Source organism: Synechococcus sp. BA-124 BA4 (genome assembly GCF_034931165.1).
This window is the reverse complement of record NZ_JAYGIA010000011.1, coordinates 1-22571: the sequence shown is the minus strand read 5'-3', so window position 1 is coordinate 22571 and position 22571 is coordinate 1. Positions and strand designations below refer to the sequence as shown.

The window sequence follows — 22571 nt, the reverse complement described above, 5'->3', positions numbered from 1 at the left end:
ACCATGGGAATCTTCGAGCGATGGCTGAGTCTGTGGGTCGCCCTGGCGATCGCCGCGGGAATCGTGCTGGGGCAGCTGCTGCCAGGGGTCTTCGCCAACCTGGCAGGCCTTGAGGTGGCCCGCATCAATCTCGTGATCGCGGTGCTGATCTGGTTGATGATCTACCCGATGATGCTGGGGGTGGATTTCTCCGCCGTTCGTCGGATCCGCGGACAGCCGCAGGCTCTGATCGTCACCATGGCGATGAACTGGCTGGTGAAGCCGTTCACCATGACGCTGCTGGCCTGGTGGTTCATCCGTGGCCTCTATGGGTCCTGGATCCAGGCCGAACTGGGAGACCAGCTGGTGGCCGGCATGATCCTGCTCGGTGTGGCTCCTTGCACCGCCATGGTGTTCGTCTGGAGCCACCTCTGCCGCGGCAACCCCACCTACACCGTGGTGCAGGTGGCGGCCAATGATCTGGTGATGGTGCTGGCCTATGCCCCGATCGCTGGTCTTCTGCTGGGTGTCAGCAAGGTGGCGGTTCCCTGGGACACCCTGCAGTTGTCGGTGGCGTTGTTCGTGGTGATTCCGCTGGTGGCCAGCTGGCTCACCCGGCGCTGGATCAACAGCGAGCGGGCTATCGCGCTGATCGAGGCGCGCCTGAAGCCGTGGTCGATCGTGGGACTGCTGGCCACAGTTGCGCTGCTGTTCGGCTTCCAATCCGGCACGATCCTGGCGAGCCCGGCGCTGATCATGCTGGTGGCGATCCCCCTGATCCTGCAGACGGTGCTGATCTTTGCCCTCACCGCTCTGTGGATGCGCCAGTGGCGCCAACCCCATGACCTGGCCGCTCCAGGTGCCCTGGTGGGGGCCTCCAACTTCTTCGAGCTGGCGGTGGCGGTGGCGATCAGCCTGTTCGGGGTGCGCTCCGGTGCCGCGCTCGCCACCGTGGTGGGAGTGCTGGTGGAGGTGCCGGTGATGCTGGCTCTCGTGGCGATCGCCAACCGCAGCCGCTGGCTGTTTCCCTATCGGGCCACCTGATCACAGCTGATGCCGGCTTCCGGTTCCAGCTGCTGGGTGGCTTGCTGTACACCCAGCCTTCGCAGGCTTCGGCACCTCAAGGTGCAGTGGTTCGTCGTCGATCACGCCCTGACGGCGGCGGCTCACTAGCCACGATGGTGGTGCGCTCCGGCAACGCCTTCTGACCACAACAAATGGCGCTGCCATAACCGACCATTAATCCATCAACCCGCATTGATGGGTCAAAGTCATGCCGTTGGACAAGGTATGCATGTCTCGCTCCTTCAGGCTCAGCCTGGCCTTGGTGGCCGCGCTCGTTATCCCCGGTGTTAGCGGAGCCGCTACCGCCCAGCCGGCCTCCACCCGGCCGATGCCGATTCGCATCAGTGGCTCCAGCACCGTGTATCCGATCGTGCTGACGGGCATCGGCGCCTTCCGCCAGACGGCGGCCGGCAAGGGCGTCAGCATCAGTCTCAAGGAGACGGGCAGCACAGCAGGTTTCCGGGATCTCTGCAGCGGCCGGGTGGAGATCAGCAATGCTTCGAGGCCCATCAACACCAGCGAACTCAAAGCCTGTGCCGCCAAAGGGATCCGCTTCATTGAAGTGCCCCTTGCCTTCGATGCGCTCTCGGTGGTGGTCCACCCGGGCAACACCTGGGCCAACGCCATCAGCACCCAGCAGCTCTCCCTGCTCTGGAACCGCAACGCCCAGGGACGCATCAACCGCTGGATCCAGGTGAATACGGCCTGGCCGTCACGACCGATCAAGCTGTGCGGGGCGGGGAGCGACTCAGGCACTTTCGACTACTTCAACAAGGCCATCAATGGCGATGAGAACAACTCCCGCCGCGACTACACCGCCAGCGAGGATGACAATGTGGTGGTGAACTGTGTGGCCAGCAATCCCCAGGCCCTTGGCTATCTTGGTTATGGCTGGTTTCGCAGCAACAGGGACCGGCTCAAGGCCTTGGCAGTGGTCAACCCGAAGGGGAAACCCGTGCTGCCCTCCAACCAGGCGGTGCTGGGAGGGCAGTACCAGCCCCTCTCCCGCCCCCTGTTCATCTATGTCAACGATCAGGCCCTGCGTGAACGTTCCGAGGTCCGCAGCTTCACCACCTTCCTGATCCGGAACGCCCCCCGACTAGTGGCCAAGGCCAACTACATTCCCCTGCCTGATTCAACCATTCGACTGGTGGAGACCAAGCTTTACCGGCATGTGCTCGGCACCTCCTTCGGCGGCGACCTACCGGTGGGGCTGACGATCAGCGAGGCCCTGCGGCGCAGCTTCGATCAGCACAAACGGCCAGAGTTCCGCTGACAGGGATGCTCAGACCGCTCTCCACTCACCCCAGCTGCTGATCCAAGCTAAAATTCTGCGCCTGGAAACAAGCCCATCAACTTGCTGGCGATATCGAGTAACACGCTGACACCTAATCATTCAATGCTGGCGATCAAAGACAGAGCCAGGATCTTCGTGAACCGTGAACCCCGATCAACACTCTCAGACAGCCCGGAACCAAGCGAAAAAACTCTCGACGAGACGAGAAGTAACTGTCCAGGCGCTCTTCGCGACGGAAAGGAATCAATGCCCAGAGCAACCATGAACTGTAGAAGCCCGAAAACCGTATGGAGATGGCCATGGGTGATAGTTTTGACCGAAAACGAAGTTTCGCCCTGAACCCTGGCTTTGCCCAACGCCGCCGGCAGAAGCACTTACTGGGGACATCCTTTACACCCCCTTCGGCAGCACCAGCTCAATCACGGCGCCGCCGTCGGGATGGTTGCGCGCCTGCACCCGGCCGCCATGGGTGAGGGCGATCTGCTGCACGATCGCCAGGCCCAGGCCACTGCCGGACTGGTGGCTGCGCACCCGCGACGGGTCGCCCCGGTAGAAGCGCTCGAACAGATGGGCCAGATCGTGCTGGCTCAGACCAGGTCCGTGGTCGCGCACCTCCAGCTCCCACCAGAGGCCGCTGCTGCCCACACTCAGCTCCACCACCCCACCGTCGGGGCTGTAGCGCAAGGCATTCTCGAACAGATTGAGCAGGGCGCGGTGCAACCGTGAGGCATCGGCCCAGAGCAGGCTGGGCTGGCGCTGACCGGTCACCAGCCTGACGCCGCGGCTCTCGGCGAGGGGCCTGAGGCTGCTCCAGGCTTCATCAGCGAGCTCCCAGAGGTCAAGCACCTCATACCGGCGCTCATCGTGCGGGAGGCTGTTCTCCAGTCGGGAGAGCTCCAGCAGATCTCCCACCAGCTCCTGAAGCCGTTTCAGTTCGCGCTGCAGACGCTCCACCAGCACTGCACTGCCAGCTCCGCTGCCGCCGCCCGCTCTGTCAGCCTCCAGCGCCAGCCGCTCCCCCACCAGCATCAGTGCCGTGAGGGGAGTCTTGAGCTCGTGGGCCACGTCACTCACCCAGCGGCTCTGCTGATCGAGCTGGGATTCCAGTGATCGCCGGCTGTTGATCCAGAGCGCCACCCAGCCCTCACCCCCTGCCAGCAGCACGGCCTCGAGCGGTTCATTGCCCTGCCACCACTCCAGCCGCTGGGGCCTGCCCCGCCGGCCCACCAGCCGGATCGCCTCCTCGAGATCCGGCTGCCGAATCACGGCGCGCAGGGGCTCCCCCCGCACCAGCCGGTCGGCAGGCAGTTGAAGCAGGCGTTCCGCCCGGGGGTTGATGGCCTGAATCCGCTGCTGCCCATCGAGCACCAGCCAGCCCTGGGGTGCACCCTCCAGCCAGGCCAGCAACTGCAGCCGCCCAAGCCCACCCAACGTCCGGGCCCTGGAACCATCGGCCGCCGCCAGCCCCAGCCGCCGGTTCCGGCGAAGGGTGATGGCCCAGCCAAGCCACACACCCAGGCCAAGGGCCAGCAACAGCGTCATGGCATGGCCAGGGCTCAACCGAAGCGATAGCCGAAGCCCCGCTCCGTGAGGATGTGCTCAGGAGCGGAAGGATTGACCTCGAGCTTTTCGCGCAGCCAGCGGATGTGGACATCCACGGTCTTGGTGTCGACCACGTAGTCGGTGCCCCAGACCTGATCGATCAGCTGATTCCGGCTCCAGACACGGCCGGGATTCTGCATGAAGAACTCCACCAGCCGGTATTCCTTCGGGGAGAGGTTCACCCTCTCTCCGTCACGGGTGACACGGAACTCATCGGGGTAGAGAGACAGATTGCCATGGTGGATGATCTGCCCGACCGGGAAGCGCTCGATCGTCTGCTGGCTCCGCCGCAACAGGGCGCGGCAACGGGCCACGAGTTCACGCAGCCCGAACGGCTTGACCAGATAGTCGTCGGCACCGAGCTCCAGTCCCAGCACCCGGTCCGTTTCCGTGTCCCGTGCGCTGACCATCAGGATCGGGGTCTGGGCATCACCGCGGCGCATATGGCGGCAGACATCCAGACCACCGACCCCCGGCAGCATCAGATCCAGCAGCACCAGGTCGAAGCCGGCTGCCCCCTGGCGCTGGGAGGCATCAATCTGCTGAATGGCCTGACGGCCATCGGCGGCGCAGGCCACCTCGAAACCTTCCTGTCCCAGCGCCTCTTCCAGGGTGGTGCGGATGCCGTCGTCGTCATCGACGATGAGCAGACGGGGCATGGGGGTATCCGGGCCCTCGGGCTGACTGATCAAAATTAGGTCATCCGGGCCGGGGGGACACAACGGTCTTCACAGGCGTCGGGGCAGGTGACTGATCACCAGGTGACGCTGGGCATCGATCTTGAGCCAGCCCTCATCGCGAAGCAGTCCGATCAGCCGGGTGACCGTGACCCGGGTGGTGGAGAGGGCGCTGGCCAGTTCCTGGTGGGTGAGCCGCAGATTGAGCCGCAGTCCATCCTCACAGACCTGCCCGTAGTCCTGAGCCAGGAGTTCCAGGAAACCGCGCACCCGCTCCTCCACCCGGCGCAACCCCAGCAGGGAAAGCAGGGTTTCCGTCTGGCGATGGCGGCTGATCACAGCCTGCATCACCGCCATCGCCAGATGGGGCGCCTGCTCGATCTCCGCACAGGAGAGGCAGAGCAGATCGGAATCGGTGAGCGTGAAGGCCTCGTAGGCCTGCACGTTGGTGAGCGGTTCACCGAAGGGCTCGTTGGGTCCGGCCAGGCCGAGCAGCAGCGGGTCGCCGTGAATGGTGACGGCCTCAAGCTTCACCATGCCGCGCACAACCAGCCAGATGGTGTTCTTGAGCAGGGGGACGGCGCTGCCTGCGCCGATGTGGAGAAGCTGGCGCTGCCGGTAACTCGTTTCCAGGACCTCACGGATCGCATCACTGCGGCCGGCGTCGCGAAAGGGAGTCGAAACCATGGCCTATCTCCAGTGACACAATGAAGTGTATGGACGATGACCGACAAGCCAGCAAAGGGTAGATAAGGGGGCGGTTAACCCTTGACTAAGGCACGCCCCCTGGCCCCGAGGGGTCGTGAACTCAGGAGCCGATGTTGCCCACGGCTTTCTTGGCCGAATTGAGCACACGGCCGCGCAGGGGGACATAACCGAGATCATCGGCTTTCCCCTGGGCCTTGGGGCTCAACAGGAAGGAGATCGCCTGACGAATGCGCGGGGCCTTGGCGCCATTACCCGTCTTGTACGCCAGCACCCAGGTGAGTGTGGAGATGGGGTAGCTGTCGGCACCGGCGGGATTGGCATCCTCACCAGCCAGGTTGGAATCGAGGCGGATGTTGTTCAGAGCCGCGGCACCGCTCTTCAGGTTGGGCATCACGAATTTGCCCGCCTTGTTCTGCAGGGCTGCCGCCTTGATCGCTCCCTTGACGTAGGCCTGGTTGAGGTAACCGATCGAGCCAGGAGTGTTCTGGACCACACCGGCAACGCCCTCATTGCCCTTACCGCCCACACCAACGGGCCACTTCACCGATTTGCCCTCGCCCACCTTGCTCTTCCAGGCCGGAGAGAAGGCAGAGAGTGAGTTGGTGAAGGCGAAGGTGGTGCCGGAGCCATCGGAGCGATGCACCACGGTGATCTTGCCGGCTGCGCACTTGAGTTGCTTCCAATCGGTGATCGCACCCAGGAAGATGTCTGCAGCCTGCTTCTGGGTGAGCTTGAGGGAGCAACCCGGCTTGTTGTAGGCGATGGCGATGGTGCCACCCACCGTGGGCAGTTGAACCACACCCCGCTTCACCTTGGCGGCATCGGCAGCGCTGATCGGCTCATCGGTGGCCCCGAAGTCAACGGTGCCGGCAATGAACTGGCGCACACCGGCACCTGAGCCCACCGATTGATAGTTGACCTGAGGACCGCCGGAGCTGGCGAGATCGGAAAAGGCGCGTTGGTAGAAGGGAGCGGGGAACGTGGCTCCTGCTCCGTTGAGGCTGTTTTGAGCCGTGGCCGCGGCACCAGCACCGAATGCGGCGAGAACACTGAAGACAAAGGCCTTCTTCACGAAGGTCATCACAAGCGCCAATGGGGAGCGATTCCTGACTAGCAAGGAGCCCGCCCCACACGATTTATGAGCTGGTTAAGCTTGCTTCAAGATCTGGATTGATCGCCAAAATCACCTTGTCTTCAGATCAATTTTCGCTCAATCACTTCCATCCTCCGCAGGAGGTCCACCCTGGCTGGCAGGGCTCCGCCAGCCAGGGTGGAGAGTGGATTCGCCGAATCCTCTGCAGGACATGAGCCAGGACAGCGACGACATCTTTGCCTTCCTTGCCCGCATCGACTCCGACAAGGAGCTGCGCGAAGCGCTGAACCTCGTCGAATCAGCCGAGCAGGTGGCCGAACTGGCCAGGGAGAGGGGCCACCACTTCTCGGCCGCGGCCTTGCTTGAGCTGTTCAGCCGCTGCAATGAAGCCCCGCGGGCCAGGCTGGGGCTGATGGATGAAAAGCTGATCCGGGTCCATCTCAAGCGCGATCAGCTGCGCTGAGCCACGGCTGCCATGGCTCTCCACCTTCCTCCCTACCAGCCCCTACCCCCTCCTCCAGCGGACCCCGACGACCTGGTGACGGTGCCTGTGGCCGGACTGAGGCCCTGCCAGCTCTGCATCGGCCTGGCCGAGATCCGCCATCGCCAGGCGGATTTCGCCTCAGAAACGCCCAAGGAACGGCGGCGTTACCTGCGGCAGAAGCCCGTTCCCCTGGTGCGTGACGCCAGTGGCGCTCTGTGGATGGTGGACCGCCACCATCGCCTGCGCGGTCTGCTGGAGCTCGAGCCCGGCGCCACCGCCTTCGGCTACGTGATCCTGCAGCTGGCCAGCCATGACCCTGGCGCGGCGCTGGAGGCCCTGGCCCAGCGCGGCTGGCTCTACCTGCACGACGGCCGTGGCCAGGGCCCCTGGCCTCCCGAACGGCTGCCCCAGAGCCTTCTGAACCTTGACGATGACCCCTACCGCAGCCTGGTCTGGAAGCTGAAACAGGAGAAGGTGATCGCGCCGGCGCCGCTGATCCCCTTTCACGAATTCCGCTGGGGAGCCTGGCTGCGCAGCCGCTGTCTGCCCCCCTTCAGCTCCCTCTGTCTCGAGCCGGCCCTGCCGGCGGCCCGGGCTCTGGCCCGCTCCGCGGCGGCCTCGCGGCTGGCCGGCTGGAAGGGCTGAGCAGATCCAACCGGATGCAGAAGAGCCGGCCTAGGGTGAAATCTCTCGTCCCCCCTTAGCGGAGACCTCTGGTATCCCCGCTTCGATCCGGTCCGAGCGGACCATTCGGTCGCCTCCTCTGAGCTCGAACAAGGAGTGCACCCGGATGTCCAAGGCTCTGCAAGGCCTCGGCCTGCCGCCGATTCCCACGGCAATCATTTACTGCGAGGCCAACTTCGGCCTGATCGACGGCAAGACCGCCAACGGGCTCGTGCGCCATTCGCCGAGCTACCGCATCCTCAGCGTGATCGACAGCCACAAGGCCGGGATGGATTCCGGCGTCGTGCTGGATGGCGTGGCCAACGGCATCCCCATCTGCACCGATCTGGCCGCGGCCCTGGCCCTGCCCGGGGGGCCTGCCGATCGGCTCATCTTCGGCATGGCCCCGGCCAGCGGCAGGCTCGCACCCCCTGAGCGCAGGGTGCTGCTCCAGGCGATCAGCGCCGGCCTGCACCTGATCAATGGACTGCACGAATTCCTCAACGACGATGCCGAGTTCGCCGCGGCGGCAGCGGCCCACCAGGTGAGCATCACCGATGTGCGCCGGCCACCCAGCCCGTGCGACCTGCGCCTGTTCAGCGGCCGCATCGACACCCTGCCCTGCCGCAGGATCGCCGTGCTCGGAACCGATGGAGCCATCGGCAAGCGCACCACCGCCGTGATCCTCACGCAGGCCCTGAACGACGCCGGCATCAGGGCCGTGATGGTGGGCACGGGACAGACCGGACTGATGCAGGGCGCCCGCCATGGCGTCGCGCTCGACGCCATTCCCTGCCAGTACGCCTCCGGCGAGGTGGAGGCCACGGTGATCGAGGCCTACGAGGCGGAGCATCCCGACGTGATCGTGATCGAAGGCCAGGGCGCGCTCAGCCACCCGGCCTACCTCAGTTCCACCTACATCCTGCGGGGTGCCAGGCCCCAGGCGGTGATCCTGCAGCACGCCCCGAAGCGGCCCTGGCTCAGCGACTTCCCGGCGATCCCGATGCCATCGCCCTCCAGCGAGATCGCCCTGATCGAAAGCTTCGCGCCCACGCGCGTGATCGGCCTGTGCCTCAACCACGAAGCCATGAGCGAAGCGGAGGTCACGGCGGCGATCGCGCTCTACGGGATCGAGCTGGGGCTGCCCGCCACCGATGCGCTCACCCGCTCCCCCGAGCGCCTGGTGGAGATGGTGGTCGGTGCCTTCCCGGAACTCCAACCCACGCCTGCCACCCTCACCTCTTGACGGCACCGAGGCTGGAGATCCGCCTCGACAGGATTGGCCACAACGCCCGCAGCCTGGTGGATCGCCTCCGCGCCCGCGGTGTGTCGGTCACTGCCGTGACCAAGGCCACCCTGGGGCTGCCGCAGGTGGCCACCGTGCTGGCCGCGGCCGGGGTAAGCGGAATCGGCGAACCGCGCCTCGAAACGATCGCCGCGCTGCGCCGCGCCGGCGTGAGCCTGCCGTTGACCCTGATCCGCTCACCCATGCCGAGCCAGGTGCAGCAGGTGGTGGCCCAGGCCGACATCAGCCTGAACACCGAGCCCGCCGTGCTGGCGATGCTCTCGGCGGCGGCGATCGCCCAGAACCACCGCCACGGCGTGATCCTGATGGTGGAACTGGGTGATCTGCGCGAGGGAATCCTGCCGGAGCGGCTGGAGGGAATCGCCGCCGGCCTGCTGGGCCTGCCCGGACTGGACCTGATCGGTCTGGGCGCCAACCTGGCCTGCCAGAACGGCGTGGTTCCCTCGGAGACCTCGATGGCCCAGCTGTCCGGCCTGGCCACGGCCCTGGAGGCCTCCTTCGGCATCGTGCTGCCGCTGGTGTCGGGCGGGAACTCCGCCAACCTCCCCTGGCTGCTGGATGGGGGAACGGTGGGCAGGATCAACAACCTGCGCCTGGGGGAGGCGATCCTGCTGGGCCGCGAACCCCTCCAGCGCCGCCCCATCCAGGGGCTCTGCACCAGAGCCTTCCGCCTGGTGGCGGAGGTGATCGAATCGAACCGCAAGCCCACCCTGCCCTGGGGAGACTGCCAGCAGGGCGCCTTCGGCTCTCCACCCGCACGGGTGGACCGGGGCGACCGCTGGCGCGTGCTGCTGGCCCTCGGCCTGCAGGATGTGGATGCGGCGGGACTGACGCTGCCGCGGGGGATGACCCTGCTGGGCGCCAGCAGTGACCATCTGGTGCTTGACACCGGCTCCGTCGCCGTGCCGGTGGGGACCGAACTGGTCTTTGATCTCAACTACAGCGCGCTGCTGCGGGCGATGACCTCACCCTTCGTGGCCCGCACCCTGGTCGGGACGATGTCCGGCCGGAGCGGCCGCGGATGCCGGGTCCAGGCTGGCCAGGTAGCGCTTGCGCTGCCCCGACGCCCAGGGCTCATCGAGACAGACCCCTCGGGGGAGAAGCCCGATCGGCTCGGCCATAGCGGCCGCAGCAGGGATTGAAGACATGTCCATGGGGCGAAAGCTAGGCAGCGGCCGCCTTGGCGACTGTGCGCTGCATGGCCACGGACCGTGCCAGCGGACACGGCCCTCCCCATTCACACCATGGGCAGCCAGGCCCGCCGGAAAGGTCCAGAATGACAAGGACGGTTCCAGCGGTTCACACCCTGGAGGCAAGGAGGAAAGTTCGGTGTGATGGGGCCTTGCGGTCCCCGTCGAATCCGGCACTGTCCCGCAGCTGTGATGGGGCTCCCCCGCGGAGACGCCCCTCAGTCAGAACGCTCGCCGTCTCAGTTCACCAAACCCCCGGCGCGGACCGTTCCCCCTCAATGAGCAGATTCCCCAGCAGCACCCTGGTGCTCTACACCGGCCTGTCCGCCGTGGCCTTCGCCCTGGCCGCCCAGCCGGTCCAGGCCCACGGCTTTGCCCATGGGGGCCTCGGCTCAGGCTTCCTTCATCCCCTCGCAGGTCTCGACCACCTGCTGCTGTTGATCGGCGTTGGTGCCGCCTCCGCCGCCATCTCCTCGAGCCTGCTGATCTGGGCCCTGGTGGGCGCCGTCGCCGGTGGCCTGTTCGGAGCCATGGGCGGCAGCCTGCCCTTCGGCGAGCTGCTCGCGGCCCTCGCCATCACCGCCGTGGCCGGCTCGATCCTCTGGGCCGAGAGGCAGGGCTCCAGCGCGCGTCTGAGTCTCTGGGGAGGGGTGGTGGCCGCCGCCGTGGCCGTGCACGCCATGCTGCACGGACTGGAAGCGCCCAGCGATCAGACCTCCCTCTCCTGGTGGCTGGGGGCCTTCGTCGGCTCACTGCTGGTGAGCGGCACGACCGTCGTGGTGCTGCGCCGTCTGCCTCGGACCGTCACCACCCGCCTGGCCCTGGCCCTGGCCCTCGGCGGTGGCCTGGTGGCCCTGGCGCCACTGGCCCTGATGCTGCGCTGATTCAGCGATGCCCACCGGGGGACTTGAACCCCCACGACCGAAGCCACTGGTACCTAAAACCAGCGCGTCTACCAATTCCGCCAGGTGGGCGTGAGCCGACTGTATCGAGCGGCTCAGAATGGCCCCACCGCCGCCTCTGCCGCCATGCTCGCCACCCTCGGTGGATCCCTGGCACTCCTTGCCGGTCTGCTGGTGCTGCTGCTGCCCCTGCTGGTGCCCGAGCTCAGCCGCCCCCGGGATTCGGTCTGGGGAGCTCTGGTGCTGATCCTGGGGCTGGTGCTCGTCACCAGCGCCGATAGGCTCAGCGGGGCACCGATGCTGGCCGTACTCTGCGGCGGCCTGCTGATCGGCCGTCTCAGCGTGGAGGTGGGCCTGGGCCGCTGGCGCCAGCTCAGCTGCGACGAGCAGGTGCGCCTCACGGGTGTCGAGCGCTGGCGCACCAGCCTGCAGCAGCTGGCCGCCGCCCTGATGCGGCTGATCAGCCTGGCGGGATCGACACTGGGGGGACTGCTGACCTGGCTGCAGGAGCGGCGTGACGCCAGCGCCAAGGCCCGCGAGACCAGCAAACGCTGGGTTCGCCCGGAGCCCGGAGCCACTGACACGGCTGAGGTGTCAGAAACCGAGACCCCAGAGGAGGCCTCGGAGCCTGAGGAGCCCATCAGCAGCGACGCCAGCGACGAGGAGGTGACCACGGTCGAGTCGTTCGCCGAGATCGAGCAGTTGATCGAGCAGTTGATCGAGCAGGCCGGAGCAGCGAGCCCCGGCGCGGACCAGGGCGGGAGTTCCCAGGACCAGGCGGAAGCCGAAGCCACACCGGCCAGCGACGGGGCGGCCGGCGGCGGCGAAGAGCCCCCTGGGGAGAGCACAGCGGACCGTGATCACGAGGACACCCCGCTCGAGACCCAGCCGCCAGCGGATCCCACGCCCACGGATGCGGAACCCACACCCACGGATGAGGAGGTGTCACCGGGGAGTCCCTGAGGGCTGGGGTCGATAATTCGCCCTTGCTGCCCCCTACGGCGCCGTGACAGCCAGCCCGGTCTCCTACAAGGACACCCTCAACCTGCTGCAGACGCCCTTCTCGATGCGGGCGAACGCGAAAACCCGTGAACCGGAGCTGCAGGCGTTCTGGGCTGAGCTGGACCTCTACAAGCGGCTCAGCCGCGGCAATCCCGGTGAGGTGTTCACCCTTCACGACGGTCCCCCGTACGCCAACGGCCCCTTGCATGTGGGCCATGCCCTCAACAAGATCCTCAAGGACATCCTCAACAAGTACGCCCTGCTGCGCGGCCGGCGGGCCCGCTTCGTGCCTGGCTGGGATTGCCATGGGCTGCCGATCGAGCTCAAGGTGCTGCAGAGCCTCTCGAGCGCGGAGCGCTCGGCGCTGACCCCGATCGACCTGCGGCGCCGCGCCCACGCCTACGCCCTCGAGCAGGTGGAGCACCAGAAGGCGGGCTTCAGGCGCTGGGGCATCTGGGCCGACTGGGAGCAGCCCTACCTGACCCTGAACAGGGATTACGAGGCCGCCCAGATCGGTGTCTTCGGCCGGATGGTGCTCGCCGGTCACATCTACCGGGGTCTCAAGCCGGTGCACTGGAGCCCTAGCTCCCGCACAGCCCTGGCCGAGGCGGAACTGGAATACCCCGACGGCCACACGTCCCCCAGCATCTACGTGGCCTTTCCGGTGGTGGCCCTGCCGGGTGGTCTGGGCGCCAGGCTCACAGCCCTCGGCCTCACCCGCGCCGAGGCGGCCACCACACCGGCGGCTGGCGATCTGGCGGTGGCGATCTGGACCACCACCCCCTGGACCCTTCCCGCCAACCTGGCGGTGTCGGTGAATGCCTCGCTGGAGTACGCCCTCTGCCGCGTGGGCGATCACGGGACCAACGGCTATCGCACCAGCCGCCACCTGATCGTGGCCGCTTCCCTGGTGGAGAGCCTGCGCAGCACCCTCCAGCTGGAGCTGGAACCCCTGCTCACCCTCAGGGGCTCGGAGCTGGAAGGGGTCGAGTACCGCCACCCCCTCTTCGATCGCACCAGCCCGGTGGTGATCGGCGGCGATTACATCACGACCGAGGCGGGCACCGGCCTGGTCCACACGGCCCCGGGCCACGGTGTCGACGACTTCAACACCGGCCGCAAGGCCGGACTGCCCGTGCTCTGCCCGGTCGATGAGGGGGGAACCCTCACGGCGGAAGCCGGCCCCTTCGCCGGCCTCAACGTGCTCAAGGATGCCAACCCGGCGATCATCTCCGCCCTCGAGACCGCCGGCGCCCTGCTGCGCCACGAGCCCTACGCGCACCGCTACCCCTACGACTGGCGCACGAAGAAGCCAACGATCTTCCGCGCCACCGAGCAGTGGTTCGCCTCGGTGGAGGGCTTCCGCTCCCAGGCCCTCGACGCGATCGCCGCCGTGGACTGGCTGCCCGCCAGCGGCCGCAACCGCATCGAGGCGATGGTGCGCGACCGCGGCGACTGGTGCATCAGCCGCCAACGGACCTGGGGCGTGCCCATCCCCGTTTTTTACCACCGGGAAACCGGCGAGACCCTGCTCAATGCCGACACCCTCGCCCACGTCGAGGCTCTGATCGCCGAGTACGGCTCCGATGTGTGGTGGGAGAGAGGCGAGGCCGAGCTTCTGCCGCCTTCCTTCGCCGCCGAGGCGGACCAGTGGCGCAAGGGCACCGACACGATGGATGTGTGGTTCGATTCCGGCTCCTCCTGGGCCGGAGTGCTGGGCGGACTGAACCGTCGAGGAGATCAGGATCAGGGAGACGGGTCAGGCGGCGTGGCCTCCGGGGACCCCTCAGCAGCCGCTGAGACCACTCCCCTGCGCTATCCGGCCGATCTCTACCTGGAAGGCTCCGACCAGCACCGGGGCTGGTTCCAGAGCAGCCTGCTCACCTCCGTGGCCGTCAATGGCCACGCCCCTTACAGCCGGGTGCTCACCCACGGCTTCACCCTCGATGAGAAGGGCCGCAAGATGAGCAAATCCCTGGGCAACGTGGTCGATCCGGCCGTGCTGGTGGAGGGCGGCAGGAACGAGAAGCAGCAGCCCGCCTACGGCGCCGATGTCCTGCGGCTGTGGGTGAGTTCGGTGGATTACTCCGCCGATGTGCCCCTGGGGCCGGGCATTGTCAGGCAACTGGCCGATGTGACGCGCAAGGTGCGCAACACGGCCCGCTACCTGCTGGGCAACCTGCACGACTTCGACCCAAGGCCGGCGGCGGAAGGGGGTGATGCGGTGGCGATCGCTGATCTGCCGCTGCTGGACCGCTGGATGCTGGAGCGCACCGCCAGCCTGATCGAGGCGGTGAGCGCCGATTTCGAACGTTACGAGTTCTACCGCTTCTTCCAGGCGCTGCAGAACTTCTGCGTGGCGGATCTCTCCAACGTGTATCTCGACATCGCCAAGGACCGGCTCTATGTGAGCGGGGCCGGCGACTTCCGCCGCCGCAGCTGCCAGACCGTGCTGGCTCTGGTGGTGGAGCGTCTGGCCGGCCTGATCGCACCGGTGCTCTGCCACATGGCCGAGGACATCTGGCAGAACCTGCCGTATCCCGTGAAGGAGCGCTCGGTTTTCGAGCGGGGCTGGCCCACCGCACCGGCCACCTGGGGTCAGGCGTCCCTTGTGGAGCCCCTCCGGCCCCTGCTGGACCTGCGCGGGCAGGTGAACCGCCAGCTGGAGAACTGCCGGACCACGGCTGATCTGGGGGCCTCCCTCGAGGCCCGGGTGGAGCTGGACCTGGGAACCAGCGACCGTGCCGCAGCTCTCCGGGCCGCGCTGGAGGTGCTGGAGGCCAGCCCCCATCCCTCCGTTGACAACCTGGCCGACTGGCTGATCGTCTCGCGGCTGGAGCGGCGTGACCCCGGCGACCCGGCTCTGGCCGATCCCCTGGCCGAAGCCTGCGAAGAGGGCATCACCGTGCGCATCGCCCGCGCCGAAGGTCGAAAATGCGAGCGCTGCTGGCACGTGGAGACCGACATCGGCTCCCATGCCTCCCACCCCAGCCTCTGCGGCCGCTGCGTGGCCGTGCTGGAGGGCTGAGGGCAGGCACCACAGGCGCCACGCTCCGGCTCACCAGTGGGCTGGATCGAGGAAGTGCCCGGGATCGACAGGTCCGACCAGGATCCGTTCAGCAGCGGGATCCAGGGGCCCCTGCAGCAGCTCGGCACTCTCGAGGCTGGCGCCCTCGGGCAGGGCGGGCTGGTCGGGATCGAAGTCAGTGGGATGGGTCACGCTGCTGGAAAAGCCTCGAAAGATCAACAGTTCGAACGGCTCGCCGATCCCGTCATCCCCTTCACCCACAGGCGCCGGGAGGGTGCCCCGCAGGCGCAGGACCCGGTCGGGGCGGCCGCGGCTGATCGCTTCGAGCCGGCCGAGGAGGCTGATGGTCATCAGAACCCTCCCGCCACACGCCCCTGCCGGGGCAGACGCACCAGGATCCACTGCAGCAGACCCACCACATACGCCACCAGCGCCAGGTAGCCGAAGAAGGCGGTGAGGGTGGGGGTGAGGTCGGCGCCGAACACGAAGGAGAACACCTGAGCGGCCACACCGTGCAGGCGCCGCGGGGCCTCGAGCCAGGTCTGGCAGAAGGTGCTGCCGGCCGCTCCCAGGCCACAGCCCATGGCGCCCACACCAAGACCAGCCCCCAGCAGTCCAAGGGCCGTGAGCGCCCAGCGCCAGCTGCGCAGCGTGAGCGGCAGGGCCCGCCAGGGGGGCAGATCGGCCAGTTCCTCGTTCAGATCCACCCAGAACCAGAGCGACGCCACCATCAGCAGTTTCGCCACGATCATCAGCGGATAGGCCAGGGGCCGGGCGTCGACGAACAACAGCACGGCGATCGCCAGCAGACTGGCCACCTTCCAGTAGATGCCCATCAGCCGCAGCAACGCCCCCTCGCGCCGCCACGCCGCCCAGACCAGCAGCACCAGAGGCAGACCCAGGGTGAAGACCACCGCCAGACGGAAGTCGAGCCACACCAGGGTGCGGTACAGCGTCTCGGGCACAGCTTGGGTACGGGAAGGCGCCATTATCCGCGCCATGCTTCACCAGTAGGTTCATTCAATGCCTGCGCCTCACCTGTTCTCCTGGCTCCGCCGCGGTGATGAGCAGGCTTCCTGCCGCACGGCGCTCTCACGCCGGCCGTCGCTCGAGGACGCCGTCAGCGAAGTGGTGGACCAGCTCAGCGCCAGGAACTTTGGCGCCGCGGCCCGGGGGGAGGCGGATCTGGCCCTGGTGTTCTGCTCCACCAGCTATGCCAGCGACCTGCCGCGGCTGCTGCCGCTGCTGCGCTCGCGTCTGAGGGCTGGCCACTGGCTTGGCGCCGCCGGCGGTGGCGTGGTGGGCACCGGCGCCAGCGGCACGGCCCATGAAGTGGAGCAGGAACCAGCACTGAGCGTGATGCTGCTGCGTCTGCCTGGGGCGGAGTTGCAGCTGTTCGGGCTCGACACCGACCAGTTGCCCGATCTCGATGGCGACAGCCGCGCCTGGATCGACTGGGTGGGGGCCGATCCGGAGCGGGCCGACTCCATGCTGCTGCTGGTGGACCCCACCTGCCAGGCCATCAACGACCTGATCAGCGGACTGGATTACGCCTTTCCGGGCCTGACCAAGGTGGGGGGCATCGCCGGCCCCCACAGCGCCAGCCATGGATCCCTGCTGCTGGACGACCGGGTGGTGACCGGTGCCGTGGGCTGCCTGATCGGCGGCAGCTGGAGCATCGATCCGGTGGTGGCCCAGGGCTGCCGGCCGATCGGCCCGGTGTTCGAGATCGAGCAGGCGGAGCGCAATGTGGTGCTGCAGCTGAGCCGCGGCGACCAGCAGAACACCCCGGTGAACTGCCTGCAGACGATCCTTCAGACCCTCAACCCCGCCGAGCGGGAACTGGTGCGCCACTCCCTCTTCCTCGGGGTGGCGCGCAACACCTTCAACCTTGCGGGGGGGGGCGAAGACTCCGGGACCACGGCCTTTCTCGTGAGGAATCTGATCGGGGTGGATCCCCGCAACGGAGCCGTGGCGGTGGCCGAGCGCCTGCGGGTGGGCCAGCAGGTGCAGTTCCAGCTCCGTGATGCCGACGCGTCCCGTCAGGAGCTGCGTCAGTTGCTGCACAGCCAGGCCATGGTCTCCGCGCGCCCCCTGGCGGGCCTGCTCTTCGCCTGCCTGGGCCGGGGCAAGGGGCTCTACGGCGAAGCCGATGGCGACGTGAGAATTGCCCAGGAGGAGTTTCCAGGCCTGCCCGTGGCCGGGGCCTTCTGCAACGGAGAGATCGGTCCGGTGGGGGGCAGCACGTATCTGCACGGCTACACGGCCAGCTGGGGCTTTCTGGTGCCCCGACCCGACGCCGCGGCGTCAGCGGAACCGCCGCCGGAGGCTTGAGCGGTGGTACGACAGCACGTCAACCCCCTCTCGCGGGTGCACCAGCAACCCCTTGTGCTGCCACCCCTGATCGAGCTGTTCGAGCGGCCCGAGCACCCCCTCCACCTCGACATCGGTAGTGCCCGGGGACGCTTTCTGCTGGCGATGGCCTCACTCCAGCCTGAGCGGAACTTCCTCGGGGTCGAGATCCGCCGGCCCCTCGTGGAGGCCGCCGAGCGCGACCGCCAGACGCAGGGCGGCGGCAATCTGCGCTTCCTCGCCTGCAACGCCAATGTGAGCCTGCTGAGCTGGCTGCGGGGCCTGCCGGCCGGAAGGCTTCAACTGGTGACGATCCAGTTTCCGGACCCCTGGTTCAAGAGCCGGCACCACAAGAGACGGGTGCTGCAGAGCGAGTTGCTCCAGGCCCTGGCCGCTGCCCTGCCTGAAGGAGGCGAGCTGTTTCTGCAGAGCGATGTGAAGTCGGTGATCGAGCCGATGGTGGCGCTCAGCGAAGCCAGCGGCTGGTTTCTGCGTCCCCAGGAGGACGGGCGCCCCTGGCGGAGTGACAACCCGCTGCCGGTGGCGACTGAGCGGGAGCGGATCGTGCTCGCCCATGGGCTGCCGGTGTACCGGGTGCTCTACCGGCGCAGCGGCCGGGTCTGCGCCCCTCCCCAGCCGCCCCTGGAGCCATGGGCCGGGGCCACCCATAATCCGACGGCCAGCCCCGCCGGCACCTGATGTCCACCCCCACCCTCCACGCCGCCGCCCCACCGGAACATGAGCGGCGGGTGCCCTGGCTGCTGAGCTGGCAGGGCCTGTTCGCCGCGGCGTCAGCGGGGCCCCTGGCCAGGAATCTGCCCCTGCTGGCCGGGCTGGTGCTCTGCGCTCTGATGGCGGGTCTGCCGCTGGTCACCCGGGCCGGGCTGAGCCTGCTGATCCTCGCCAGTGGACTGCTCTGGCTGATCTGGGCCCTGTGCACCCCCGCCGGCCGCATCGGCCCGATCAGCGGCTGGCTGCTGGTGATGCTGGCCGTGGCGGTGCTGGCCACGGGCTTCTCGCCCGTACCCACCGCCGCGGCCAAGGGCCTGCTCAAACTGCTCAGCTACCTGGGCGTCTATGCCCTGATGCGCCAGCTTCTGGCCACTGCTCCACCCTGGTGGGACAGGATCGTGGCGGCCCTGCTGGGCGGGGAACTGATCACGGCGGTGATCGGCATCCGCCAGCTCTATGGCGACAGTTCCGCCCTGGCCCGCTGGTCGGATCCGAACTCGGTGGCGGAAGGCACGGTGCGCATCTACAGCACCCTCGACAACCCCAATCTGCTGGCGGGCTACCTGCTGCCGATCCTGCCCCTGGCGGCGGTGGCCCTGCTGCGCTGGCGGCGCCCGATGGCCCGCCTCTACGCCCTCTCGGCGCTGCTGATCGGTGCGGTGGCCCTGCTGCTCACCTACAGCCGTGGTGGCTGGCTGGGGATGGTGACGGCCCTGGGCAGCCTGGCCCTGCTGCTGGCTCTGCGGGCCAGCCGCCACTGGTCACCGCTGCTACGCCGGCTGTTTCCCCTGATGCTGCTGCTCGGGGGTGGCCTTGTGCTGGTGCTCGCCGTGAGTCAGATCGAGCCCCTGCGCGTGCGGGTGCTGAGCCTGGTGGCAGGCCGGGAGGACAGCTCCAACAACTTCCGCATCAACGTCTGGATGGCGGCGCTGCAGATGATCCAGGACCGGCCCTGGCTCGGCATCGGCCCCGGCAACACGATCTTCAACCTGATCTATCCGCTCTACCAGCAGCCGAAGTTCAACGCCCTCAGCGCCTACTCGATCCCTCTGGAGCTGGCCGTGGAGGGGGGCATCCCCGGCCTGCTGGCGGGTCTGGGCCTCCTGCAGTGCAGCCTGCGCCAGGGCCTGGCCCAGCTGCGGCGTGAGCACCCCCATGCCCTGCCGGCACTGGGGGCCGTGGCGGCAATCCTGGGACTCTGCGTCCAGGGCCTCACCGACACGATCTTCTTCCGCCCGGAGGTCCAGCTCACCGGCTGGTTCTGCCTCGCCAGCCTGGCCAGCCTGCCGGCTGCGGTCTCGGATGGATGAGCCGGTCCTGCTGGCGGGCTTCGATGCCGGCCAGACCCACACCATCTGCCGGCTGGCCCGCCGCCTGGGCGACGGCAGCCTACTGGTGCTGGCCGAAGGGGAGGGGCCCGGAGTGAGTCATCTGGCCGCCGCCGCTGGCGAGGAGCGCTTCAGCGCCGCCCTGGGCATCAGCCTTGAGCGGGCCCGCACCGTTGCGGCCAGCAGGGGCGAGGTCCATGCCCTGGCCACAGCACTCCAGGCGGCCGCCGTTGGCGCCAGCGGCATCGAGCAGGGCAGCGCGGTGCAGCAGCGCGGCACAGGCCTCGCCGCCGCCGCCCTCGGCCTGCCCACGCAGCATGTGCTGGTGAGCGGTGATGAGCGCACCGCCCTGCATGGAGCCTTCGGAGGGGGCCCGGGCATCGTGGTGATCAGCGGCACCGGCTGCATCGCCCTGGGGCGCAACAGCCGGGGGGAGGAGCACCGCTGCGGCGGCTGGGGCTGGCTGCTGGATCGCGCAGGCTCCGCCTGCGACATCGGCCGCGATGCCCTGGCTCTCTCGCTGGAGATGGCCGACGGACGCCGGCCCGACAGCGGCTTTCGCGGCCGCCTCTGGGCCGCCCTGGGGGACGGCCCCGTGACACCTCAGCGGATCAAGGCGATGGTGGTGGATCCAGGCTTCGGAGCCGCCGGCTTCGCTCGCCTGGCCCCGGAGGTCGATGCCCTGGCGGAAGCGGAGGATCCCGACGCCAACGCGGTGCTGGAGCACTCGGCCAGGGCCCTGGCCCAGCTGGTGGCGGGCGTGGCCCGGAGCCTGGGGCTCGAAGACAGCGACGTCTGCGGCCTCGGCGGGGCCCTCGGCCACCTCAGCCGTTTCAATGCGGCGTATCAGCGCAGCCTGAAACTGGTCGTTCCGCAGGCACGACCGGTCCCCCCCCGCGGAGATGCCTGCCAGGGGGCCTTGCAGCTGGCCGCAGAGCTGCTGGGGCAGGAGGCAGGCGGTGCTGGGCTCAGCTCCGGTTGAGGTGAGCCGAGGCCAGGGCAGCCAGGTGCGACGACCAGTGATCGACAGCCTCCTGCTCCGCCGCCTCCACCATCACCCGCAGCAGCGGTTCGGTGCCGCTGGCGCGCACCAGCACCCGACCGCTGCCGGCCATGGCCGTCTCGGCCTGTTCAACGGCCTGGCGCAGGGGGTCGCAGCGCTGCCACTGCTGGCGGCTGCTCCTGTCGGGAACGATGACGTTGACCAGGGCCTGGGGGTAAGGCTCGAAACTGGCTTCCATCCAGTCGGCCAGCGAACACCCGCCGTTGTGGATCAGCGTGGCCACCTGCAGGGCGGTGAGCAGCCCATCGCCGCTCATGCCGTGCTGGGCCGAGAGGATGTGACCCGACTGTTCCCCACCCAGGCCGGCCCCGCTCGCTTCCATGGCGGCGTGCACGTGCTGGTCACCCACATCGGTGCGCTGCAGCAACCCGCCCCTGGCCTGCCAGGCCCTCTCGAAGCCCAGGTTCGACATGACGGTGGCCACCAGCAGCCGGCCGGGGAGATCGCCGCTCTCCAGCAGGGCACCGCCCCAGAGATAGAGGACCTGGTCGCCATCCACCACCCGGCCCTTGCCATCCACCGCCATCATCCGGTCGGCATCGCCATCGAAGGCAAAGCCCATCTCGGCACCCGATTGCAGCACCGCCTGGCGCAGGGCTTCCAGGTGGGTGCTCCCGCAGGACACGTTGATGCGCTGTCCATCGGGTTCGCCGTGCAGGACAGTCAGGTCCGCCCCCAGGGCCCTGAACACCGAGGCCCCGCAGGCAGTGGCTGAGCCCCAGCAGAGATCCAGCACGATGCGGCAGCCGTCGAGGCGCCGCCCGCCAACGCTGGAGATCAACGCTTCGCGGTAACCCTCGAGCAGATCCTCCCGCTGATGGGCCGGCCCGCAGCCGCGGGGTCCGCTCAGACCGGTGGCCTGGATCGTGACCGTCTCCTGTCCACGCAGCCCCGCTTCGATCGCCGCCTGCAGGGTTCGGTCGATCTTGTCGCCGGAGGGCCCGAAGACCTTGATGCCGTTGTCGCCGGGGGGATTGTGGCTGGCGGAGACCATCAGGCCACCGGCAGCACCGACCCGTCGGATCGTGCCGGGCACGGCGGGAGTGGGGCAAAGCCCCAGATTCCACACCTCGCGCCCGGCGGCGGTCAGACCGGCGGTGAGGGCGGCGGCCAGCATCGGCCCGCTGTTGCGGGAGTCCATGCCGATCAGGACGGGGCGCTCCGGCGGCAGCACCCGACCGCACCAATAGCCCATCTGCAGGGCCAGCAGCGGTGTGATCAGGCTGCCCACCTGCCCCCGGATGCCGTCGGTGCCGAACCCGGTGCAACCCTCCCCGAGGGGAGCACCGATGGGGGAAGAAGCCAGCTCCAGCATCAGGGGGGGAAGGAAGGGGTCCAGGCTAAGCCGATCGGCAGCCACGACCACGGCTCCCGCATCCAAACTCTCCCGCTCCAGCCTCAGCGCCAGCGCCTCGGCCACCAGGCCCAGCGCAGCAGCTCGACAACCGCCCACAGCAGCAGACCACCCACCACCCATCCCGGCAGCCAGAGCAGGGGCACCAGCGGCCGCAGCAGATAGACCGCCACCGCCACGCCGAGCACCAGAAGAGCCCGGCGCCGCCCGGCGGCGCCGGGGAGGGTGCTCGACCAGCGGGGCCTGGTGATCGGCAAAGGCCTAACCGGGAGAGGCGAACCCCAGAATGCCAAAGCCCCAGCGGCCTGCCCCGCCCTGTCCGTGCCGAACCCGTCCCCTGCCGGCCGCCGCGGGCCGCTGACCCTGGCCCTCACCGTGGCGGGCAGCGCCGCACTCCTGCTACTGGGGCGCCAACTGCTCCTGCAACGGTCTTTGCTCACCCCCGAGACCTCGGCTCTCAGTCTGGAGAGGATCCGCCGCTGGGATCCCGATCCCGAGCGGCGCCGGGAGGCCAGCCTGCTGCTGCTGCCCGCCGGCAGCAGCGACGACCCATCCCGCCAGAGCCGGCTGCTGCAGGGACAGGGCTGGGGGCCTGGCCCGCTGGCCCCTGTGGCGCTGAAGCGTGCGGCTCTGGCCCGGGAAGCCCAGGGCCTGTCGGCCACATCCGAGTGGAAGGAGCTGCTGCAACGGTTCCCGCAGGCGCCCCCCAGCGCCGACGCGCTGTATTCCCTGGGCCGTGAGGACCC

21 protein-coding genes, 1 tRNA gene, 1 pseudogene and 1 riboswitch are annotated in these 22571 nt (G+C 68.2%); of the genes and pseudogenes, 14 read left to right on the top strand and 9 right to left on the bottom strand.

The features are described from left to right. Positions 1 to 3 precede the first annotated feature (3 nt). Together arsB and VB734_RS02060 are read left to right on the top strand one after the other, a co-directional pair. Entirely contained in the window at positions 4 to 1023 is a 1020-nt protein-coding gene (gene arsB, locus VB734_RS02065; RefSeq protein ID WP_197166268.1) for an ACR3 family arsenite efflux transporter, read from the top strand. 250 nt (positions 1024 to 1273) lie between these two features. After that, entirely contained in the window at positions 1274 to 2320 is a 1047-nt protein-coding gene (locus tag VB734_RS02060) for a PstS family phosphate ABC transporter substrate-binding protein (protein ID WP_231594894.1), read from the top strand. Between the two features lie 411 nt (positions 2321 to 2731). Here the strand turns inward: VB734_RS02060 and VB734_RS02055 are convergent, their stop codons facing one another. The 4 genes from VB734_RS02055 to pstS form a co-directional block, all read right to left on the bottom strand. After that, positions 2732 to 3883: a sensor histidine kinase gene (locus tag VB734_RS02055; RefSeq protein WP_197166270.1), complete on the bottom strand. Its 1152-nt coding sequence runs from the start codon at positions 3881 to 3883 to the stop codon at positions 2732 to 2734. Positions 3884 to 3897: 14 nt separating this feature from the next. Then, positions 3898 to 4602 carry a response regulator transcription factor gene (locus VB734_RS02050; protein ID WP_322781988.1) on the bottom strand — a complete coding sequence of 235 codons (705 nt, stop codon included), beginning with the start codon at positions 4600 to 4602 and terminating at the stop codon, positions 3898 to 3900. A gap of 69 nt (positions 4603 to 4671) precedes the next feature. Next, on the bottom strand, positions 4672 to 5307 hold the full coding sequence (locus VB734_RS02045; protein ID WP_197166272.1) for a Crp/Fnr family transcriptional regulator: 636 nt from the start codon (positions 5305 to 5307) through the stop codon (positions 4672 to 4674). 121 nt (positions 5308 to 5428) lie between these two features. After that, the gene (pstS, locus tag VB734_RS02040) at positions 5429 to 6409 is read right to left on the bottom strand and encodes a phosphate ABC transporter substrate-binding protein PstS (protein WP_197166273.1); all 981 of its coding nucleotides are present in this window, start codon (positions 6407 to 6409) and stop codon (positions 5429 to 5431) included. 223 nt (positions 6410 to 6632) lie between these two features. On the opposite strand from pstS, the gene VB734_RS02035 reads away from it, so the two are divergent. The 5 genes from VB734_RS02035 to VB734_RS02015 all read left to right on the top strand — a co-directional run bounded on the left by VB734_RS02035 (position 6633) and on the right by VB734_RS02015 (position 10948). Then, positions 6633 to 6884, top strand: a complete 252-nt coding sequence (locus tag VB734_RS02035; RefSeq protein ID WP_231594895.1) for a Nif11-like leader peptide family natural product precursor — start codon at positions 6633 to 6635, stop codon at positions 6882 to 6884. 12 nt (positions 6885 to 6896) lie between these two features. Then, complete coding sequence (locus VB734_RS02030) at positions 6897 to 7550, top strand: ParB-like protein (RefSeq protein WP_197166275.1); 654 nt, start codon at positions 6897 to 6899, stop codon at positions 7548 to 7550. A 145-nt stretch (positions 7551 to 7695) separates the two neighbouring features. Next, positions 7696 to 8814, top strand: coding sequence for a DUF1611 domain-containing protein (locus VB734_RS02025; protein ID WP_197166276.1), 1119 nt, complete (start codon positions 7696 to 7698; stop codon positions 8812 to 8814). Continuing rightward, positions 8811 to 10016, top strand: coding sequence for an alanine/ornithine racemase family PLP-dependent enzyme (locus VB734_RS02020; protein ID WP_197166278.1), 1206 nt, complete (start codon positions 8811 to 8813; stop codon positions 10014 to 10016). The genes VB734_RS02025 and VB734_RS02020 overlap by 4 nt, the downstream gene beginning before the upstream one ends. 127 nt (positions 10017 to 10143) lie before the next feature. Next, a riboswitch (cobalamin riboswitch) is annotated at positions 10144 to 10318 on the top strand. Between the two features lie 24 nt (positions 10319 to 10342). Further along, positions 10343 to 10948, top strand: coding sequence for a HupE/UreJ family protein (locus VB734_RS02015; RefSeq protein ID WP_197166280.1), 606 nt, complete (start codon positions 10343 to 10345; stop codon positions 10946 to 10948). A gap of 8 nt (positions 10949 to 10956) precedes the next feature. On the opposite strand, the gene VB734_RS02010 is transcribed toward VB734_RS02015, so the two are convergent. Next, positions 10957 to 11038: transfer RNA gene (locus tag VB734_RS02010), tRNA-Leu, on the bottom strand. 54 nt (positions 11039 to 11092) lie between these two features. On the opposite strand from VB734_RS02010, the gene VB734_RS02005 reads away from it, so the two are divergent. After that, entirely contained in the window at positions 11093 to 11929 is an 837-nt protein-coding gene (locus VB734_RS02005; protein ID WP_322781989.1) for a Ycf66 family protein, read from the top strand. A gap of 43 nt (positions 11930 to 11972) precedes the next feature. Continuing rightward, entirely contained in the window at positions 11973 to 14996 is a 3024-nt protein-coding gene (ileS, locus tag VB734_RS02000) for an isoleucine--tRNA ligase (RefSeq protein ID WP_197166284.1), read from the top strand. A 30-nt stretch (positions 14997 to 15026) separates the two neighbouring features. Here ileS and VB734_RS01995 read toward each other — a convergent pair whose 3' ends face one another. Together VB734_RS01995 and VB734_RS01990 are read right to left on the bottom strand one after the other, a co-directional pair. Further along, a complete protein-coding gene (locus VB734_RS01995; protein WP_197166286.1) occupies positions 15027 to 15347 on the bottom strand; it encodes a hypothetical protein in 321 nt (106 codons plus the stop codon). Beyond that, positions 15347 to 15961, bottom strand: a complete 615-nt coding sequence (locus tag VB734_RS01990; protein WP_197166287.1) for a DUF3177 family protein — start codon at positions 15959 to 15961, stop codon at positions 15347 to 15349. Before VB734_RS01990 ends, VB734_RS01995 begins: the two co-directional genes overlap by 1 nt. 58 nt (positions 15962 to 16019) lie before the next feature. On the opposite strand from VB734_RS01990, the gene VB734_RS01985 reads away from it, so the two are divergent. Genes VB734_RS01985 through VB734_RS01970 form a run of 4 tightly spaced genes read left to right on the top strand, consistent with a single transcriptional unit; the run spans position 16020 to position 20390 of the window. Then, positions 16020 to 17330, top strand: a complete 1311-nt coding sequence (locus VB734_RS01985) for an FIST signal transduction protein (RefSeq protein WP_197166288.1) — start codon at positions 16020 to 16022, stop codon at positions 17328 to 17330. A gap of 3 nt (positions 17331 to 17333) precedes the next feature. Continuing rightward, the gene (gene trmB / locus VB734_RS01980) at positions 17334 to 18047 is read left to right on the top strand and encodes a tRNA (guanosine(46)-N7)-methyltransferase TrmB (protein WP_231594896.1); all 714 of its coding nucleotides are present in this window, start codon (positions 17334 to 17336) and stop codon (positions 18045 to 18047) included. Further along, positions 18047 to 19390 carry an IctB family putative bicarbonate transporter gene (locus tag VB734_RS01975; RefSeq protein ID WP_197166290.1) on the top strand — a complete coding sequence of 448 codons (1344 nt, stop codon included), beginning with the start codon at positions 18047 to 18049 and terminating at the stop codon, positions 19388 to 19390. The genes trmB and VB734_RS01975 overlap by 1 nt, the downstream gene beginning before the upstream one ends. Then, complete coding sequence (locus tag VB734_RS01970; protein ID WP_197166292.1) at positions 19383 to 20390, top strand: N-acetylglucosamine kinase; 1008 nt, start codon at positions 19383 to 19385, stop codon at positions 20388 to 20390. Before VB734_RS01975 ends, VB734_RS01970 begins: the two co-directional genes overlap by 8 nt. Here VB734_RS01970 and glmM read toward each other — a convergent pair. Both glmM and VB734_RS01960 read right to left on the bottom strand, forming a co-directional pair. Then, a complete protein-coding gene (gene glmM / locus VB734_RS01965; RefSeq protein WP_197167168.1) occupies positions 20377 to 21786 on the bottom strand; it encodes a phosphoglucosamine mutase in 1410 nt (469 codons plus the stop codon). The two genes, VB734_RS01970 and glmM, sit on opposite strands and share 14 nt — an antisense overlap. Before the next feature lie 83 nt (positions 21787 to 21869). Beyond that, on the bottom strand, positions 21870 to 22082 hold the full coding sequence (locus VB734_RS01960) for a hypothetical protein (protein WP_322781990.1): 213 nt from the start codon (positions 22080 to 22082) through the stop codon (positions 21870 to 21872). A gap of 64 nt (positions 22083 to 22146) precedes the next feature. Between VB734_RS01960 and VB734_RS01955 the strand changes: the two are divergent. Next, positions 22147 to 22571: pseudogene (locus VB734_RS01955) on the top strand (hypothetical protein); the annotation flags it as partial.

Coding starts and splice junctions, on each gene's coding strand:
- VB734_RS02005 (WP_322781989.1), top strand. CDS start 11,093: ATGCTCGCCACCCTCGGTGGATCCCTGGCACTCCTTGCCGGTCTGCTG.
- VB734_RS02030 (WP_197166275.1), top strand. CDS start 6,897: ATGGCTCTCCACCTTCCTCCCTACCAGCCCCTACCCCCTCCTCCAGCG.
- VB734_RS01985 (WP_197166288.1), top strand. CDS start 16,020: ATGCCTGCGCCTCACCTGTTCTCCTGGCTCCGCCGCGGTGATGAGCAG.
- VB734_RS02025 (WP_197166276.1), top strand. CDS start 7,696: ATGTCCAAGGCTCTGCAAGGCCTCGGCCTGCCGCCGATTCCCACGGCA.
- pstS (WP_197166273.1), bottom strand. CDS start 6,409: ATGACCTTCGTGAAGAAGGCCTTTGTCTTCAGTGTTCTCGCCGCATTC.
- VB734_RS02045 (WP_197166272.1), bottom strand. CDS start 5,307: ATGGTTTCGACTCCCTTTCGCGACGCCGGCCGCAGTGATGCGATCCGT.
- VB734_RS02015 (WP_197166280.1), top strand. CDS start 10,343: ATGAGCAGATTCCCCAGCAGCACCCTGGTGCTCTACACCGGCCTGTCC.
- VB734_RS02060 (WP_231594894.1), top strand. CDS start 1,274: ATGTCTCGCTCCTTCAGGCTCAGCCTGGCCTTGGTGGCCGCGCTCGTT.
- VB734_RS01970 (WP_197166292.1), top strand. CDS start 19,383: ATGGATGAGCCGGTCCTGCTGGCGGGCTTCGATGCCGGCCAGACCCAC.
- VB734_RS01995 (WP_197166286.1), bottom strand. CDS start 15,347: ATGACCATCAGCCTCCTCGGCCGGCTCGAAGCGATCAGCCGCGGCCGC.
- VB734_RS02035 (WP_231594895.1), top strand. CDS start 6,633: ATGAGCCAGGACAGCGACGACATCTTTGCCTTCCTTGCCCGCATCGAC.
- arsB (WP_197166268.1), top strand. CDS start 4: ATGGGAATCTTCGAGCGATGGCTGAGTCTGTGGGTCGCCCTGGCGATC.
- VB734_RS01975 (WP_197166290.1), top strand. CDS start 18,047: ATGTCCACCCCCACCCTCCACGCCGCCGCCCCACCGGAACATGAGCGG.
- glmM (WP_197167168.1), bottom strand. CDS start 21,786: ATGCTGGAGCTGGCTTCTTCCCCCATCGGTGCTCCCCTCGGGGAGGGT.
- VB734_RS02055 (WP_197166270.1), bottom strand. CDS start 3,883: ATGACGCTGTTGCTGGCCCTTGGCCTGGGTGTGTGGCTTGGCTGGGCC.
- VB734_RS02050 (WP_322781988.1), bottom strand. CDS start 4,602: ATGCCCCGTCTGCTCATCGTCGATGACGACGACGGCATCCGCACCACC.